The sequence below is a fragment of the Thalassotalea insulae genome (genome assembly GCF_030161395.1).
GTDB lineage: Bacteria > Pseudomonadota > Gammaproteobacteria > Enterobacterales > Alteromonadaceae > Thalassotalea_E > Thalassotalea_E insulae.
Map to the genome: position 1 here is coordinate 4,126,002 of NZ_BSST01000001.1, position 16,589 is coordinate 4,142,590.

General features: G+C 40.0%; 15 protein-coding genes. 14 read left to right on the forward strand and 1 reads right to left on the reverse strand.

Translation table 11 applies throughout. The annotated features are described in order from the left end of the window. Positions 1-95 precede the first annotated feature (95 nt). The 14 genes from lrp (at position 96) to QQK06_RS18585 (ending at position 15,527) form a co-directional block, all read left to right on the forward strand. Positions 96-578, forward strand: coding sequence for a leucine-responsive transcriptional regulator Lrp (lrp, locus tag QQK06_RS18525; RefSeq protein WP_284246299.1), 483 nt, complete (start codon positions 96-98; stop codon positions 576-578). 100 nt (positions 579-678) lie between these two features. Beyond that, complete coding sequence (locus QQK06_RS18530; protein ID WP_284246300.1) at positions 679-3,183, forward strand: DNA translocase FtsK; 2,505 nt, start codon at positions 679-681, stop codon at positions 3,181-3,183. 2 nt (positions 3,184-3,185) lie between these two features. Next, a complete protein-coding gene (lolA, locus tag QQK06_RS18535) occupies positions 3,186-3,872 on the forward strand; it encodes an outer membrane lipoprotein periplasmic chaperone LolA (RefSeq protein ID WP_284246301.1) in 687 nt (228 codons plus the stop codon). Then, positions 3,859-5,214 carry a replication-associated recombination protein A gene (locus QQK06_RS18540; RefSeq protein ID WP_284246302.1) on the forward strand — a complete coding sequence of 452 codons (1,356 nt, stop codon included), beginning with the start codon at positions 3,859-3,861 and terminating at the stop codon, positions 5,212-5,214. Before lolA ends, QQK06_RS18540 begins: the two co-directional genes overlap by 14 nt. Continuing rightward, positions 5,207-5,608: a fluoride efflux transporter CrcB gene (gene crcB, locus QQK06_RS18545; protein WP_284246303.1), complete on the forward strand. Its 402-nt coding sequence runs from the start codon at positions 5,207-5,209 to the stop codon at positions 5,606-5,608. Before QQK06_RS18540 ends, crcB begins: the two co-directional genes overlap by 8 nt. 43 nt (positions 5,609-5,651) lie before the next feature. Further along, a complete protein-coding gene (gene serS, locus QQK06_RS18550) occupies positions 5,652-6,932 on the forward strand; it encodes a serine--tRNA ligase (RefSeq protein WP_284246304.1) in 1,281 nt (426 codons plus the stop codon). Between the two features lie 147 nt (positions 6,933-7,079). Continuing rightward, positions 7,080-7,562: a TlpA family protein disulfide reductase gene (locus QQK06_RS18555; RefSeq protein WP_284246305.1), complete on the forward strand. Its 483-nt coding sequence runs from the start codon at positions 7,080-7,082 to the stop codon at positions 7,560-7,562. 91 nt (positions 7,563-7,653) lie between these two features. Next, positions 7,654-8,781 carry a M14 family metallopeptidase gene (locus QQK06_RS18560; protein WP_284246306.1) on the forward strand — a complete coding sequence of 376 codons (1,128 nt, stop codon included), beginning with the start codon at positions 7,654-7,656 and terminating at the stop codon, positions 8,779-8,781. A gap of 68 nt (positions 8,782-8,849) precedes the next feature. Next, entirely contained in the window at positions 8,850-10,334 is a 1,485-nt protein-coding gene (locus QQK06_RS18565) for an alanine/glycine:cation symporter family protein (protein WP_284246307.1), read from the forward strand. 87 nt (positions 10,335-10,421) lie between these two features. Further along, on the forward strand, positions 10,422-10,751 hold the full coding sequence (locus QQK06_RS18570) for a hypothetical protein (protein WP_284246308.1): 330 nt from the start codon (positions 10,422-10,424) through the stop codon (positions 10,749-10,751). Position 10,752: 1 nt separating this feature from the next. Next, positions 10,753-11,061 (forward strand): YeaC family protein, encoded by a 309-nt coding sequence (locus QQK06_RS18575; protein WP_284246310.1) that lies wholly within the window; start codon positions 10,753-10,755, stop codon positions 11,059-11,061. Continuing rightward, on the forward strand, positions 11,058-13,862 hold the full coding sequence (locus QQK06_RS18580) for a DUF349 domain-containing protein (RefSeq protein ID WP_284246311.1): 2,805 nt from the start codon (positions 11,058-11,060) through the stop codon (positions 13,860-13,862). Before QQK06_RS18575 ends, QQK06_RS18580 begins: the two co-directional genes overlap by 4 nt. A gap of 248 nt (positions 13,863-14,110) precedes the next feature. Beyond that, positions 14,111-14,380 (forward strand): EamA family transporter, encoded by a 270-nt coding sequence (locus QQK06_RS19750; protein ID WP_431313667.1) that lies wholly within the window; start codon positions 14,111-14,113, stop codon positions 14,378-14,380. Positions 14,381-14,435: 55 nt separating this feature from the next. Continuing rightward, complete coding sequence (locus tag QQK06_RS18585; RefSeq protein ID WP_284246312.1) at positions 14,436-15,527, forward strand: ABC transporter substrate-binding protein; 1,092 nt, start codon at positions 14,436-14,438, stop codon at positions 15,525-15,527. Here QQK06_RS18585 and ansA read toward each other — a convergent pair. Then, positions 15,524-16,531 carry an asparaginase gene (gene ansA / locus QQK06_RS18590; protein ID WP_284246313.1) on the reverse strand — a complete coding sequence of 336 codons (1,008 nt, stop codon included), beginning with the start codon at positions 16,529-16,531 and terminating at the stop codon, positions 15,524-15,526. The two genes, QQK06_RS18585 and ansA, sit on opposite strands and share 4 nt — an antisense overlap. Positions 16,532-16,589: the final 58 nt, after the last annotated feature.

Genomic DNA, 16,589 nt, shown 5'->3' on the forward strand with positions numbered 1-16,589 from the left:
CTAGTATAATGGTAAATAATCAGAATAACCTCTCGAAGATTTTAAATTTGCAGTGTAATATGCTACAAAAGCAAGCTTGAATAGATTAATCTAAAATGAAAAATCCACCGAAAAAACCAATCGATCGTATTGATAGAAATATTTTAGCTCAATTACAAAAAGATGGACGATTATCTAATGTCGAGCTTTCAAAGCGTGTAGGCTTAAGTCCTACGCCGTGTTTGGAACGGGTAAAACGCTTAGAAAAAGATAAGTTTATTACTGGGTATCAAGCAATTTTAAACCCGCATAAACTTGATGCAGCATTATTAGTGATCGTCGAAATTACTCTGACGAAAACTAGTCCTGACGTTTTTGATGATTTTGCTAAGGCAGTACATGAATTGGATGTTATTCAGGAGTGTCATCTGGTTTCAGGGGACTTTGACTTTTTATTAAAAACTCGGGTTTCTGATATGGCGGCCTATCGGGAATTGTTGGGTGATACTTTATTACGTTTACCGGCAGTGAGTGAAAGCAGGACATATGTGGTTATGGAAGAGGTTAAATCGTCTAATATTTTACCGATTAAACGTTAATTATCTTGATAACTAGAAGGATGGCAATTAAAGCATTTAACTCCATGCAATAGTTTGTTATTTTACTGTATATAACAACAATAGCGGTATGGTTTAAAGATTGTCTAAAGAATCAACAAAATTAAATGGTGTACAGCGATTATTAGAAGCAGGGCTGTTAGTGTCCTGTGTTTTTGCCATGTTTATGATGATGGCATTATTTAGTTTTGATCCTGCAGATCCCGGTTGGTCACAAACCGGCTATCAAACGCCTGTGCGTAATTTAGGTGGCGCTGTCGGCGCGTATATCTCTGATTTATTATTAAATCTTTTTGGCGTCATTGCTTACAGCTTACCATTTGTGATTGCAATTACTGGCTGGTTATTGTTTCAAAAATATCACCGTTTGATCCAACTTGATTATCTCACCCTAGGGTTAAAATTTATCGGCTTCATTATGCTCTATATTGGTGTGACTTCGGTTGCCAGTATGAATTTTGACGATATTTTCTATTTTTCTGCCGGTGGTATTCTTGGGGATATTTTAAGTAATAGTGTCTTACCTTATTTGTCTTTTGTCGGTAGTACCTTATTGTTTTTAATGTTCATCGGTACTGGCTTTGTGCTGTTAACGGGTATTTCATTACTTAAACTGGTTGATGGCATAGGTGCTTACACAATCTCGTCGGCTTTGTGGGCGATGAAGCTTCCTGCAATAGTTAAGGATAAATTTGCTTCAACGCCTCTAGACAATAAACTGACCGATCATAAAAATGAGCAATTAGAAGAGCATCAGAGCGAACGGCTGTTAACAGCACAGCAGCACCAACACGACGATGAACCTGATGAGCAGCACTTTCACACTAACCTTAATGATATTACCGCCGACGTAGAACAAGGCGCTTTTGCGAAAAGTAAAGATGATGTCTCATTTGACACGGATGATCATGTCGAACCTTTTGTTGATATTGATGAATTAATGGGAGAGCCTTTAGCGATTAATGTTCAAGAGCATGTCAGCGATGATGAGATTACTGCAGCATTTGAACGGGTTGAGCCAATATTTGTTGAAGAAAATGTGCCGTCGAAAGCGCTTACTAAAGAAGAAAGTGATAAAGCAAAAGAGTCTTTTATAGGCTTACCTTCTTTAGAATTATTGGATAGGCCGAATCGCAGCGAAAATCCTATCGATGCCAAAGAACTTGAGCAAGTGAGTCGTCTGGTTGAAGAAAAATTAGCAGAATTCGGTGTTAAAGCTGATGTGGTCGATGTCTTTCCAGGCCCTGTGATCACGCGTTTTGAATTAGATCTAGCGCCAGGTGTTAAAGCAAGTAAAGTCAGTGGTTTATCACAAGATATAGCCCGTTCATTATCCGCGAAAAGTGTCCGGGTTGTTGAAGTAATCGAAGGAAAATCCGTGATTGGTATTGAATTACCAAATAAATTTCGTGAAACCGTATTTTTTGCTGATGTCATTTCTCATAATAAATTTGCGGATTCTTCATCGCATCTGACGATGGCGATTGGCAGTGATATTTCCGGTAAGCCAGTCATCGCTGATTTAGCGAAAATGCCACATTTACTAGTGGCTGGTACCACCGGGGCAGGTAAGTCGGTTGCGGTTAATACCATGATCGTCAGTATTTTATATAAGTCGACACCTGAAAACGTTCGAATGATCATGATAGATCCCAAGCAAGTGGAACTTTCAGTATATAACGGTATTCCACACTTGTTATCTGAAGTGGTGACCGATATGAAAGAAGCGGCGAATGCGCTGCGTTGGTGTGTCGGGGAAATGGAACGTCGTTATAAACTTATGTCGGCACTTGGCGTGAGAAACCTCAGGGGGTTTAACGAAAAAGTCACTAAAGCAATTGAAGCAGGGGAACCGTTAATTGATCCTTTATGGCAACCTTCTGATGCTTTTAGCCAAACACCGCCGACTTTAGAAAAACTGCCTGCAATTGTGATTTTAGTGGACGAATTTGCTGACATGATGATGGTTGCCGGTAAAAAGGTAGAAGAGTTAATTGCCCGTATTGCACAAAAAGCACGTGCCGCAGGTATGCACTTAATTTTAGCAACGCAGCGCCCATCTGCTGATGTTATTACCGGTTTGATCAAGGCTAATATTCCAACTCGTATGGCACTTCGGGTGCAATCGCGGATGGAATCTCGCATTATTCTCGATCAACAAGGGGCTGAGCAATTACTGGGGATGGGTGATATGTTTTATTTGCCCCCGGGGGAAGCGGTGGCAATCCGGGTGCATGGTGCTTTTGTTAATGATGATGAAGTACATGCGGTAGTAAATGATTGGAAATCACGCGGTGAACCGGCTTATGTTGAGGATATCTTAACAGGTGACACTGAGCAGGAGATCTTATTACCGAGTGAGCTGGCTGAAGGGGCAGAGAGTGAGTTAGACGCTTTATATGATGAAGCCTTGGCTTTTGTCACTGAAACACGCCGGGTATCTATTTCCAGCGTGCAGCGTAAATTTAGGATCGGTTATAATCGCGCGGCTCGTATTGTTGAAGATATGGAGTCACAAGGGGTCGTAAGTACCCCAGGCCATAATGGCGCTCGCGAAGTATTGGCACCACCGCCAATTAAGGATTAATCATGCGTTTTCAATTAATAACTAGTGTAGCGCTAGTGAGTATCAGTTTATTGAGTATTTCGGCTTGTGCTGAGCAACTTAAGCCAGTAACGCCAATAAAAACCCTAGCGAGCGAGCGTGCAATTGACATTGATAGTGCTCAAGCAGCGTTAATGCAAAGGTTGGCACAGACGTCATTTTTTTCAGCTAATTTTAGTCAGCAAGTTTTTGATGAACAGCATAATGAATTGCAGCAAAGTCAAGGCAAACTTGTGGTGAAAAAGCCAACCATGGTTTACTGGCAAACCACACAGCCTGATGCGTCTTTGATTGTCTCTGATGGTGATGATTTGTGGTTTTATGATCCATTTATTGAACAAGCGACAGTTTATACGGTCGACGCCTCCATTGCTAATACGCCAATTTTATTATTAACCTCAACCGATGAAAAGTTGTGGCAGCAATATCAAATTAGCCAAAAAAATAGCGATAGCTATGAGATTAACAGTAAAGATGTTAATAGCAGGGTATCTAAATTAACGCTGGAGTTTGTTAAAGATTCTGCTCAGTTAGCACGCTTTATTATCTTAGATTCTACCGGTCAAACTAGCGTGGTGACGCTAAGCCAGGTTGACGATAGCTCTGTGATTGATGACAAGATGTTTGACTTTACTTTGCCTCAGGGTACTTATTTAGATGACCAGCGCTAACCAGGAATTAGCTTTATCCTTTGGTGAAAATCAGGCATTTTTACCTTTGGCAGCGTTATTAAGACCAAAAACACTTGAGCACTATGTTGGTCAGCAGCATATTCTGGCGAAAGGTATGCCATTGCGTAAAGCGATTGAACAAGGTAAGTGCCATTCTGTGGTATTTTGGGGACCGCCAGGAACTGGCAAAACTACCTTAGCAGAAATGATCGCTAACCATGCAAATGCCGAGATAGAAAGGGTATCTGCTGTTACCTCTGGTATAAAAGAGATAAGGCAGGCGATTGCAAACGCCAAAGAACGAGCAATACATCAACAGCGACGAACAGTGTTGTTTGTCGATGAAGTCCATCGCTTTAATAAAAGCCAGCAGGATGCATTTTTACCTCATATTGAAGACGGCACCATTATATTTATTGGCGCGACTACGGAAAATCCAGCATTTGAATTGAATCAAGCGATATTATCGCGTGCCCGGGTCTACACCTTAAAAAAGCTCCAGCCTGCTGAGCTTGATACTGTACTTACCAATGCGCTGCAATTTTTAGCGCAAGAAAAGCAACAGCAGGTAAGCTTTGCTGATCATGCACAACAAGCATTAATTACACTGGCAGATGGCGATGCCAGACGGTTATTAAATTTATTGGAAAACTGTTTAGATTTGGTTGAGCAACACCAAGGTCAAGCAATCATCAGCTCTGAGCAGATTAAACAAGTCGCCGGAGATAAAATTGCCTTATATGATAAAGACGGTGATGCGTTTTATGATTTAATCAGCGCGTTTCATAAATCAGTACGCGGCTCAGACCCTGATGCAGCACTATATTGGTATGCGCGAATTCTTACTGCGGGTGGTGATGCACTTTATGTTGCCAGACGATTATTGGCAATTGCCAGTGAAGATATCGGCAATGCAGATCCAAGGGCGATGCAGTTAGCAGTGAATGCCTGGGACACCTTTCATCGTGTCGGTCCAAGTGAAGGAGAGCGTGCGATTGCACAGGCTGCAGTTTATATGGCGTTAGCTCCTAAAAGTAATGCAGTATATCAGGCGTTTAATCAGGCACTGCAACTTGCCAAGGCCACTTCAGATCTCGATGTGCCGCTACATTTAAAAAATGCCACTAGTCATCTGACCAAAGAGTTGGGTCATGGCACGGAATATAGGTATGCCCACAATGAAGCGAATGCCTTTGCTGCCGGAGAAAATTACTTTCCTCAGGCGATAGCACAAACGCAGTTTTACCAGCCAACTGAGCGTGGTCTGGAAAAACAACTAAAAGAAAAGCAGGCGTTTTTAAATCAATTGAACCAACAGGCCAGCAACAAACGTTATGACTAGTACCATCAGTAATTTTGCCCTTTATGCGTTTGTTGCCCTTGGTGGTGCCTGTGGCGCAAGTTTGCGCTTCTACATTTCGCAACTAATTTTAAATTCTCTCGGAAAAGGTTTCCCTTTTGCGACATTGGCGGTTAATATTTCCGGCTCATTGATCATGGGAACACTATACGGATTAATTGAACAGGGTGTGTTAGAGGTTAGTGTCTATCGTACCTTGATCGGAATAGGTTTTTTAGGAGCATTTACCACCTTTTCAACCTTTTCACTTGATACCTTGTTATTGTTACAACAAGGTGATGTCATTAAAGCCATATTAAATGTTTTACTAAACGTTAGCTTATGTATATTTGCAGCGGGAGTAGGCGTTTATCTGGTAACATTTTTGAGTAAGTAATTTAATTTTAATAAGTAACATTGACTATTAGACGTGATATAAAATGCTAGATCCAAAACTATTTAGAACTGATATTGAAGCAACAGCGGCACAATTGGCAAAAAGAGGCTTTTCCTTAAATACAGCCGAATTAGTCCAGCTTGAAGAGCAACGAAAAGCTATTCAGGTAAAAACGCAAGAATTACAAAGCCAGCGTAATACCCGTTCCAAATCAATTGGACAAGCAAAAGCTCGTGGTGAAGATATTCAACCGTTATTGGCTGAGGTGAGTCAGTTAGGTGATGAGTTAGAAGCTGCTAAAGAAGAACAAACCCAGGTGCTGGCTAAAATCGATGCGATAGTATCTGCGGTACCTAACTTAGTCGATGAATCTGTGCCAAGCGGTGATAGCGAAGACGATAACGTTGAAATCAAACGTTGGGGAACACCAAAATCTTTTGACTTTGACGTTAAAGACCATGTCGATCTAGCCACAGCGTTAGATAAAGGCTTAGACTTTGAAAGTGGTGCGAAATTAGCGGGTACTCGATTTGCAGTGATGCGTGGCAATATTGCTAAATTGCACCGTGCATTAGCGCAGTTTATGTTAGACGTGCATAGCGAAGAACATGGCTATCAGGAAATGTACGTGCCGTATTTAGTTAATCATGATTCCTTATATGGTACTGGTCAGTTGCCTAAATTTGGTGAAGATCTGTTTCACACCGATTTAGCCAACCGTCAATTTTCACTTATTCCGACAGCCGAGGTGCCATTAACCAATTTGGTACGTGATGAAATTGTTGATGAGGCAGAATTGCCGATCAAGATGTGTGCACATACACCGTGTTTTCGTAGCGAAGCGGGGTCATCAGGTCGCGATATCCGTGGTTTAATTCGTCAACACCAATTTGATAAAGTGGAAATGGTGCAGTTAGTTAAACCAGAGCAATCTTTTGCCGCGTTAGACGAGTTAACCGGACACGCAGAGAAGATCCTTGAAAAACTGGAACTGCCGTATCGTACTGTGGTGTTATGTACCGGTGATATCGGTTTTAGTGCAACTAAAACCTTTGATATCGAAGTATGGTTGCCTGCTCAAAATACCTATCGAGAAATTTCTTCTTGTTCAAATATGGGAGATTTTCAGGCACGTCGCATGCAGGCACGTTTTCGTAATAGTGAAACCAATAAACCTGAGTTAATGCATACCTTAAATGGGTCTGGTTTAGCGGTAGGACGTACCTTAGTTGCCGTGCTGGAAAATTATCAGCAGGCAGACGGTAGTATTGATATTCCTAAGGTACTGCAACCTTATATGAAAGGGTTAACCAATATTAGTTAGTTGATATCAGTAATGAATTTCGATTACTTTATTATTTAGCAAAATCCGGCAATTAGCCGGATTTTTATTTTTAAGCTAGCGCGAATATAAACAGCCAATTTAAGGTCTAGTTAGTCACACTGATAATTTTATTGTAAGAGTTTCATTTTGATCCGCAGTTTAACCATCCAGGTACTCGTTTTTCTGGCTATTTACCAACTGCTTAGTTGGTTTAAAGCATCAGATATGCTGGCAACCAATAGCGATATGAATGGCTATGATTTTACATTAACCACCACCACAGGTGAAAGTGCATCGTTAACGGCCAAGCGTAAAACCATCGTCTATTTTTTTGCTCCCTGGTGTTCGGTATGCCATGCCAGTATTGAAAATTTACAAGCAATTTATCAAAAAAATGGCGAAATAGACGTGATTGCAATTGGACTGGATTATTTAAACACTGAAGAAATTGACGATTTTGTCGCAAGCCATCAATTAACATTTCCCGTGGCTTATGGCTCCGAAGCGGTTAAAAAAGCGTATAAAGTTTACGGATATCCAAGTTATTATATTCTTGATCAAAATAATGTCATTACCGCGAAGTCAATAGGTTATTCCAGTGAAATAGGCTTATATTTAAATAGTTTGTAATTCAAGTAATTATTATAACAGTGAATAACTTCTGATCTGCCAGCTGATTGTGTACACTATGACTTTCTAAAATCTCAGGTAGACTATTCACATGCACATTTCTTCACAATTTGATAGCGGCAATATTAAGGTTATCAGCGCAGACGATGCCAGTAATATTAGATTAGCGATAAACAAAGATCATCAATCGGATTTTTATCAATGGTTTCATTTTAAACTTCATAACAATCAACGCTGTGAGCATGTCTTAACCATAGAAAATGCTGGTCAGTCAGCCTATGTCGAAGGTTGGCATGATTATCAAGCGGTCGCTTCTTATGATAGAGAACATTGGTTTCGCGTACCGACCGAGTTTGATGGTCAAAATCTCACTATTCGTTTTGCCCCGGAATACGACGCTGTTTATTTTGCTTATTTTGCCCCTTATAGCTATGAGCGCCACCAAGATTTAATTCATAACGCCCAGTTAGATATTGACTGTCAATTACAAATATTGGGACAAACATTAGATGGTCGGGATATTTCGCTGTTAAAGGTTGGTGAAGAAGGCGCTGATAAAAAAGTGATCTGGTTAACCGCTCGCCAACATCCAGGTGAAACCATGGCAGAATGGTTTATGGAAGGTTTTATTGACCGCTTGTTAGATGAAGATGATGGTGCTGCTCGTGCTTTACTTAACAAAGCGGTATTTTATCTGGTACCTAATATGAACCCGGATGGTTCTGTAAGGGGGCATTTAAGAACCAATGCTGCAGGCGTTAATTTAAACCGTGAATGGGCAGATCCTAGCATGGAAAATAGTCCGGAAGTCTACTTGGTTAGAGAAAAAATGCTGGCTACCGGTGTTGATATGCACTTAGATATTCATGGTGATGAAGCATTGCCGGTTAATTTTGTCGCCGGTTGTGAGGGAATTCCGTCTTACGATCAGCGCCATAGAAGCTTAGAAGATAACTTTAAAGCGATATTGTTGGCGATTACGCCAGAATTTCAGGATGTAAAAGGGTACGAAAAAGATCAACCAGGACAAGCGAATCTGACGTTAGCGTCTAACTGGGTTGGTGAACAATTTAAATGTTTGGCTTACACAGTAGAAATGCCATTTAAAGATAATGAATTATTACCTGATCATAGTGTAGGTTGGTCAGATAACCGTAGTAGTTTATTTGGTCGAGATATGTTGACTGCCATTTATCGCATTGTAGATGACTTACGTTAATCTTTTGTTAAAATCAGCGTTCAATATATAACAATAATAAATAATTATAATATTTTCAGGAGTTAATAGTGCAAGAATTAGTCAATACTCTTAATGGCTACATTTGGAGTTCGTACCTTATTTATCTATGTTTAGGTGCCGGCATCTTTTTTTCAATTATCACTCGTTTTGCTCAAGTACGCCATTTTAGAGAAATGTGGCGCTTGTTAATGTCGGGAAAAAGCTCAGAGCATGGAATTTCTTCATTTCAGGCGCTTGCGGTTTCTCTGTCTGGACGTGTAGGTACAGGTAATATTGCTGGTGTTGCTGCTGCTATCGGTTTTGGTGGTCCTGGTGCTGTTTTTTGGATGTGGATTGTTGCGTTTTTAGGTGCAGCGACTGCGTATATCGAATCAACTAATGCCCAAATATATAAAGAAGAGGAAGATGGCATTTATCGTGGTGGTCCAGCGTATTATATTGAAAAAGCGATGGGACAAAAGTGGTATGCTTGGATTTTTGCGCTGGCAACGATACTTGCTTGCGGTTTGTTACTTCCTGTTGTGCAATCAAACGGCATTGGTGACTCGTTAGTTAATGTATTTGGTCAAGGTGGTACGGTTAGCTCATTTATGGGTGAACTACCGTTAACAAAAGTGTATGCCGCTGTATTTATTGTACTTATCCTCGGTTTTATCATTTTTGGCGGTGTTAAACGTATAGCGAACTTTACTCAGGTTGTCGTACCATTTATGGCATTAGCCTACATTATTATTGCTTGCGCAATTATCGCGTTAAATATCGATATGCTACCGGGTATATTTACTTCGATTATAACTGATGCTTTCACGCCGATGGCTGGTTTTGGTGCAGCAATTGGTTGGGGTGTTAAACGTGGTGTGTATTCGAATGAAGCAGGTCAAGGTACAGGTCCACATGCGGCAGCAGCGGCGGAAGTAGAACACCCAGCGCAGCAAGGTTTAGTACAAGCGTTTTCTGTCTATATCGATACCTTATTTGTTTGTTCTGCGACAGCATTTATGATTTTGATCACTCAATCGTATAATGTGATCCCTGAAGGTAGCTCGGCAATAGTATTAAACGTCGCGCAGGATACAGTGATCAACGGCCCAGCATTTACGCAAATTGCTGTTGATAGCGTTTTACAGGGCTTTGGCAAACCGTTTATCGCGTTAGCATTATTCTTCTTTGCATTTACCACAGTACTGGCGTATTACTTTATCGCGGAGAACAATATTTCTTATATTAATCGTACCTTAAAAATGCCGGCGCTTAAGTTCTTATTAAAGCTGTTATTAATGGGGGCGGTATTCTACGGTACTGTAGCTCAACCAAGCGCGGCTTGGGGGATGGGGGATGTTGGTGTTGGATTAATGGCCTGGTTAAATATTATTGGTATCTTGATCATTTTCTTTATGGCCAAGCCAGCAATAAAAGCGCTAAAAGACTATGAACGCCAGCAAAAAGAACAGGTTGACGTTTATACTTTTGACCCGAAAAAGCTAGGTATTAAAAATGCAGATTTTTGGGAAAATAAATTTAATCAAAAATAATTAAAAAAATGCGAATTAAATAGTATAAAACGCCCATTAGGGCGTTTTTTTTTGTAGAATATCGGCAATTAACATTTGGAGTTGTATATGGCTGTTATTAATTGCCCTAATTGTCGTAAGAAAATTTCTGATAAGGCAAAGTCTTGTTCCCATTGTCATATTGATTTAGAGAATCTAGATGAAGAGAAGCTTGCTAATCTCAAACAAATACAAAAGATCAATAAATCGCAACAGATCATGACGGTATCTTTTGTTGCCATGTTATTATTTTGTGGCGGCTTCTTATTTTACTATTGGCAGAATGTTCAACCAGGCACCTGGCAATATTACTTTTCTGCGGGCAGTACTGTTGCTGGTTTTGTCTTATATATCATCACCCGAATACAACTCATTTTATTAAAGAAAAGTAATAAATAATATGGATGTCCTAGCAATAGTCGACACTATGTCGCAAGAAATGTACCTCAGATTAAAGCATGCTGCAGAAACCGGTAAGTGGCCGGAAGGTGTCCCGGTTGAACAAGCGCAACGTGATTCAGCGCTTCAATTGATTATGGCCTATCAGGCGAGACACTTAGACTCTGACGAAATGCTGACCATTGGCGCCGATGGTGAAATTGTCAATAAAACGAAACGAGAATTAAAAGATCAGTTCTCCGGTAAGCATAAAGACACTGAAGTAACTAAGTGTAATAAGAACAATATAGCCAGGTTTACAGATTTATGATTTTTTCTAAGTTTTTTAAAAGCGCTTGGCAAAGTAAAGATGTCAATGTCAGAATCGCCGCAGTTAATGATGAGCTGGACAGTAGCAATAGTGAAGAGCATCAAATACTGATCACACTATTAGAAAACGATAGTAGCGAATTGGTTCGCCGCGCAGTGCTGTTGAAGTTGAATAGTTTTTCTTTGTGGCTACAGGCAAGTAGAGAAAATTCTAATAAAAAAGTGCGGGAATATGCGCAGCAGCAAGTTGAAGCCATTGTACTAGATCAGCATCAAGTTAAGTTATCGCTGGAAGAAAAATACCAGTTTTTAGCTGAAGCCCCTAAAAGCGCGTTACTTGATGCCTGGCTTAATACGGAAAGTAATATTCAATTAGCGCTGAAAATATTTGAGAAAATAGCTAAACCTCAATTATTGATATCGGTTTTTGCGCACCGGCAGCAGTTGGAGTTTCAGCTTGCTTTACTTGAACAGGTAGAGAATAAAGAACTGTTAGAAAAGTTGAGTAAAAAAGCAAATCTGCCAGAAGTTAAAAAGACTATTACAGATAAAATAGCACTGATAACCGAGCAAGAGCAAAAGCCCGCTAAAATCACTAAAAAAGCGCAGTTAGCATTGGCAAAACTGCTGGCATTAAAAGATGTTAGTCAATACAGTGAAGTTATCGATAGAAAAGAGAACATCATTAATGAATGGCAATTGCTTGCCAATGAATTTGATTGCTTAGAACAGCCACAACAACAAGATTTTCACGACAAGTATCATGACATTAATCAGCAATTAGATAAAATATTTGCGCATAAGGTAGAAGCATTTGAGCAACAAAAAATTGCTCAGCAATTAGAGCAACAACGCGCTGAGCAGGGCGTTGCTATTGAAGATAAGTTAGCTGCCTGTGAACAAACCTTAAGTAACTCTATTTTTTCCGATAATGCCATTAATGAAACGGCTTTTAATAGTGATATCAATGCATTAGTTCAGCAAATTGAAACTTCAGTATTAAGTGAGCAGCAAAAAGCAGATTATCAAGCTAAGTGTCAGCAGTTACAGCGCAGAGTAGAAAAGTTACCGGAAATTGCAGAGTCAGTTACTGAAGCAACGCATTTGATCTCTAAAATATCGCAGTTAGCCCTGCCAAAAGAACTATCCCAACTTAATGAAAAAGAAACTCAGTATTTGCAATGGCTAGATAATTTCGATCAGATCAAAAGAAAAGCAGATGGCACGTTACCTGAGTCGATTATCAATGCCTATCAAGAAATCGTCACCCAATGGCAACAAGCATTAAAGCCTTTACATCAAGCACAGAAGAAGCATTTTATTCAGGCACAGAAAAAATTAGCTGATGTTAAGCGTTTAGTTAATAGTGGTAAGTTTAATGCAGCGTTTGGTGTCTTTAAAAAAGCCGAAACGTTTTATCTAGCACTGAATGATAAGCAACAAGCCCGATTAGCAAGAGATTATCAGTTTGCTCAGGATAAAATTAATGAGCTAAGTGACTGGGAACACTATATTGCGACACCGCGTAAACAAGAATTGTTAGAGCAAATTAAACAATTAGCCCTACAGCCGGTTGATAATCCGTTAGAACAGGCTGCGCTGGTGAAAAAATATCGTCAGCAGTGGAATTTATTAGGACATGCAGAAGACGATAAAGAACAGGCATTAAATAATGACTTTAATCAATTATCCGAACAAGCATTTGCGCCATGTCGTTTATATTATGCCGAGCAGGAAAAACTCAGAACTCAGCATTTAGCATTAAGGCAAGAAATTCTTGAGCAAGTAAAAACGTTTAATCAACAGTTATCAAATCAAGAGGTTGATTGGAAGGAGCTTGACGCTAAGTTAAATCAATTTAAGCAAAAGTGGCGTAATGCTGGTGAAGTTGAACGTTCAAAATACAAGGTGCTAAATGACGAGTTTAATACGTTATTAAAACCGGCGAAAACAACATTATTCCAACACCAGCAAGATAATATTGCACGTAAGCAAGCATTAATTAATCAGGCTCAGGAACATTTAGCCAGCGAAGAAATAGAAAATGCCGCTAAGCAACTAAAACAGCTGCAGATAAAGTGGCGAGAAATAGGTTATTGTGGGCCGAAGCAGGAGAATAGACTCTGGCAAGAGTTTCGCGCAATAAACGATCAGGTATTTGAGCGAAGAGCCATACTTAATGACAGTCAAAAACAGCAGTCTGCCGAGTTAGAGCAAGCATTTGTCTCACAATTGGAACAAATCGTAGCGCAAAGCCAGACGTCAGATTCTATTGAAAACTTAACTAAAGCTTTAGCGGCGCTTAGTGAATTGCAACAGGCAGTTAAACAAAATAGTGGATATTTTAGCGGGCTAACGAAAAAAATCACTCAGCAATCTCAGGTAATCGAACAGCAACTTGCTGAGCAAAGAAAACGGGCAAAACAGCAAGATCTTATCACCTTGTTTGAGTGTTTAACTCAATTAGCTAGCGGTGGTAAAGATGCTACAGCAGGGGGGGCTACTTTATCTAAACCTTGGCAAAAGAAACTCAATAATATTCCAACTAAAGATGCCGACTATCAATTACGTCATCGTCAGACCATAGTGCTAGAGATATTAGCCGGTTTAGATTCTCCCGATGAAGATCAGCAACAGCGACTAGCGCTGCAAGTAGAGTTAATGCAAGATCAAATGACGTCAGGCCAGAACATTAACCTTGAGCAGACATTTGTTGATTGGTTAATGCTAGGTCAATTAACAGAGCTGGACCTTCCTTTACTCACCAGAGTTAAGCCGATTATATTGGCAAACATTAACTAAAAATAAATGCCTACACTATGCTGTCAGCACTATAGCGGCTGACAGCATAAACTGAGTTTGTCGCGAATAAAGCCCGTATTTATCAAGGGCAACTCTCAGCTATTTCTTAATTAACTTTTATTTTCAGCAGTCGTTTTATTTTCTTATTGACCTAAACCTAACTTAAGGTTTTACCCTGTCCTTAATAATAGTGTTTTAAAGAGAATAATAACGTGAGAACTATCACTTTCCAGAATGCCCACCTTTTAATGATGATGGCCATATTAATGGCCGCAAGCTCTTTTCCAATTGCGTCACTGATCACGAATGAACTTCCACCCGCCGTGTTAATGTTCTTTAGATTTTTACTGGCAGCTAGTTTTTTTGCTCCTCTGGTTTTTATTAAGCATGGTGTTGCCTTACCTAAAATTGCGGATTTGCTGAGATATACCATGTTAACTATGCCATCGGTTGGTTTTTTTTGGTGTATGTTTGAAAGTCTAAAATACACAAGTGTAATAATTTGCCAGGAGATTTAACCTACTTAATAGAGCGACACTGCTATAGTTAAGCTAGTAATAGGGGGAGCTCTCGATGGTGAAATGCTTAACTGTGTTATTGACTATTTTGATTCATAATACTTGCCTGGCGATTAATGTCACCTTTATTAATCCATCGGTACCAGGTACAGCATTTTGGGATCGCGTCAGTGCCGCAGCTGTAGCTGCTGCCGATGATTTCGATATCCAATTAACTATTCTTTATGGCCGTGATAACCGTATCTTTCAATATAAAGCAATCGAGCAAGCAATCGCTGCAGAAATAACGCCAGACTATATTATTTTTATGCCTTATGACGGTAATGCCGTGCAAAGTTATGACTTAATCGAAGCTGCGAAAATTCCGTTTGTTACCATAGAGCGTACTTTACAACCTACAGAGCAGGCTGAGCTTGGACAACCACAACAAAAGTATCACTACTGGTTGGGAGAAATTTTTCATAATAATGTTAATGCTGGAAAATTACTGGCAGATGCCCTAATCGAACAGGCTGTTAAGGGAGCAAATAAAAAATCACTTACTGCTATAGGTATCGCCGGCAGTTTTAGCGGTGAATCGAATCAGCGCGCCGAAGGCCTTAAGCAAAGTATTGATGCCCATCACAATATTGAGCTATTACAAGTAGTCCCTGCTATCTGGAGCCGTGAACGTAGTCGACATATTATTTTGCAGTTAACCGAGCGCTTTGGTGATATAGATATAGCTTGGGCAGCGTCTGATAGCATGGCGTTAGGCGTGCTGGATTCGTTAAAAAGTGGTTACGATAAAATGAACCCTAAGCTAGCAATCGGAGGTATCGACTGGACGGTTGAGGCGATACAAGCAGTTAAACAGGGGGACTTAGCCGCCAGTGTTGGCGGGCATATTATGCAAACAGCATGGGCATTGGTAAAAATCTACGATCATCATCGTGGCATTAAGGTGTTTACTAAAGGCAAAAATAGCGAGAGTTATGACTTAGAAGTGATCCATAATAAAAATATCATGCATTACTTTATTTTAGCGAACAAAGTGAATTGGCGAGCAGTTAATTTTAAACAATTCACTCGTTCTTATACTAAGCAAGATCATTATCAATTTTCTTTTCGCTTAATTATAGAAGCACTGAATAATAACAGTGATTAAGCGCTTAATTCTCCGCGCAAACTTCTAATAAATGCCTGCTTGATCTCTTCGTTACTTAGTCCCTGACTCAGTAAATAATGTAATTTAGTTAATGCAGCTTCCAATGTCATATCCTGGCCACTGATCACGCCGCATTGACTAAGGGATGTTCCCGTTGCGTAACCTTCCATATTGACATTGCCTTTAATACATTGGCTACAGTTAACAATAATGATCCCTTGCTTATTCGCTTTCGCCAAACAATCTAGTAACGCTTTGTCTTGTGGCGCATTACCAACGCCATAACTCCTAAGAATGAGCGCTTTAACAGGCTGCTGAATTATATTTTCAACGAGTTGGCTATTGATGCCCGGATAAAGATGGACAACACCAATCGGTTGCGGAGTAATAGGGGTAAGCGTTAATGGCGTATTTTCCGGTTCGGTAATGGTGCCATTGATCACTTTAATATTGATACCAGCTTCTAATAACGGTGACATATTAGGAGAATCAAAAGCGTTAAAACCGTCGGCATAGGCTTTAATCGAGCGATTACCACGAAACAGCCGATTATTAAAAAACAGGCCGACTTCACTAATTGGATAGTTAGCGGCAATATAGAGAGAATTTAATAAATTGACCTGCCCATCAGAGCGCAACTGACTAAAGGGAATTTGAGAACCGGTGACGATTACAGGCTTACTAAGGTTTTCAAACATAAAAGATAATGCCGAGCTGGTATAAGCCATGGTATCTGTGCCATGCAAGACGATAAAACCATCATATTCATGGTAGTGCTGCTTAATATCATCGGCGATCCGTTGCCAGTCAATCGGTGTCATATTTGACGAGTCAATTAACGGGCTATATTCATGCAAGGTAAATTCCGGCATTTCTTCGCGGTAAAAGTCTGGCATATTCTGAATTGATTCGGTTAAATGTCCTGGGACTGGGATATAACCATGAACACTGGCTTTCATCCCGATTGTGCCACCAGTATAGGCGATGTAGATGTGTTTTTTCATTAATTGTTGACCAAAAAACTATAACCTCAATTAGATGAGGTTATAGTAGCAAAGTTAG

Coding starts and splice junctions, on each gene's coding strand:
- serS (WP_284246304.1), top strand. CDS start 5,652: ATGCTAGATCCAAAACTATTTAGAACTGATATTGAAGCAACAGCGGCA.
- QQK06_RS18575 (WP_284246310.1), top strand. CDS start 10,753: ATGGATGTCCTAGCAATAGTCGACACTATGTCGCAAGAAATGTACCTC.
- QQK06_RS18540 (WP_284246302.1), top strand. CDS start 3,859: ATGACCAGCGCTAACCAGGAATTAGCTTTATCCTTTGGTGAAAATCAG.
- QQK06_RS18560 (WP_284246306.1), top strand. CDS start 7,654: ATGCACATTTCTTCACAATTTGATAGCGGCAATATTAAGGTTATCAGC.
- QQK06_RS18580 (WP_284246311.1), top strand. CDS start 11,058: ATGATTTTTTCTAAGTTTTTTAAAAGCGCTTGGCAAAGTAAAGATGTC.
- ansA (WP_284246313.1), bottom strand. CDS start 16,531: ATGAAAAAACACATCTACATCGCCTATACTGGTGGCACAATCGGGATG.
- QQK06_RS19750 (WP_431313667.1), top strand. CDS start 14,111: ATGATGATGGCCATATTAATGGCCGCAAGCTCTTTTCCAATTGCGTCA.
- QQK06_RS18570 (WP_284246308.1), top strand. CDS start 10,422: ATGGCTGTTATTAATTGCCCTAATTGTCGTAAGAAAATTTCTGATAAG.
- crcB (WP_284246303.1), top strand. CDS start 5,207: ATGACTAGTACCATCAGTAATTTTGCCCTTTATGCGTTTGTTGCCCTT.
- lolA (WP_284246301.1), top strand. CDS start 3,186: ATGCGTTTTCAATTAATAACTAGTGTAGCGCTAGTGAGTATCAGTTTA.
- QQK06_RS18585 (WP_284246312.1), top strand. CDS start 14,436: ATGGTGAAATGCTTAACTGTGTTATTGACTATTTTGATTCATAATACT.
- lrp (WP_284246299.1), top strand. CDS start 96: ATGAAAAATCCACCGAAAAAACCAATCGATCGTATTGATAGAAATATT.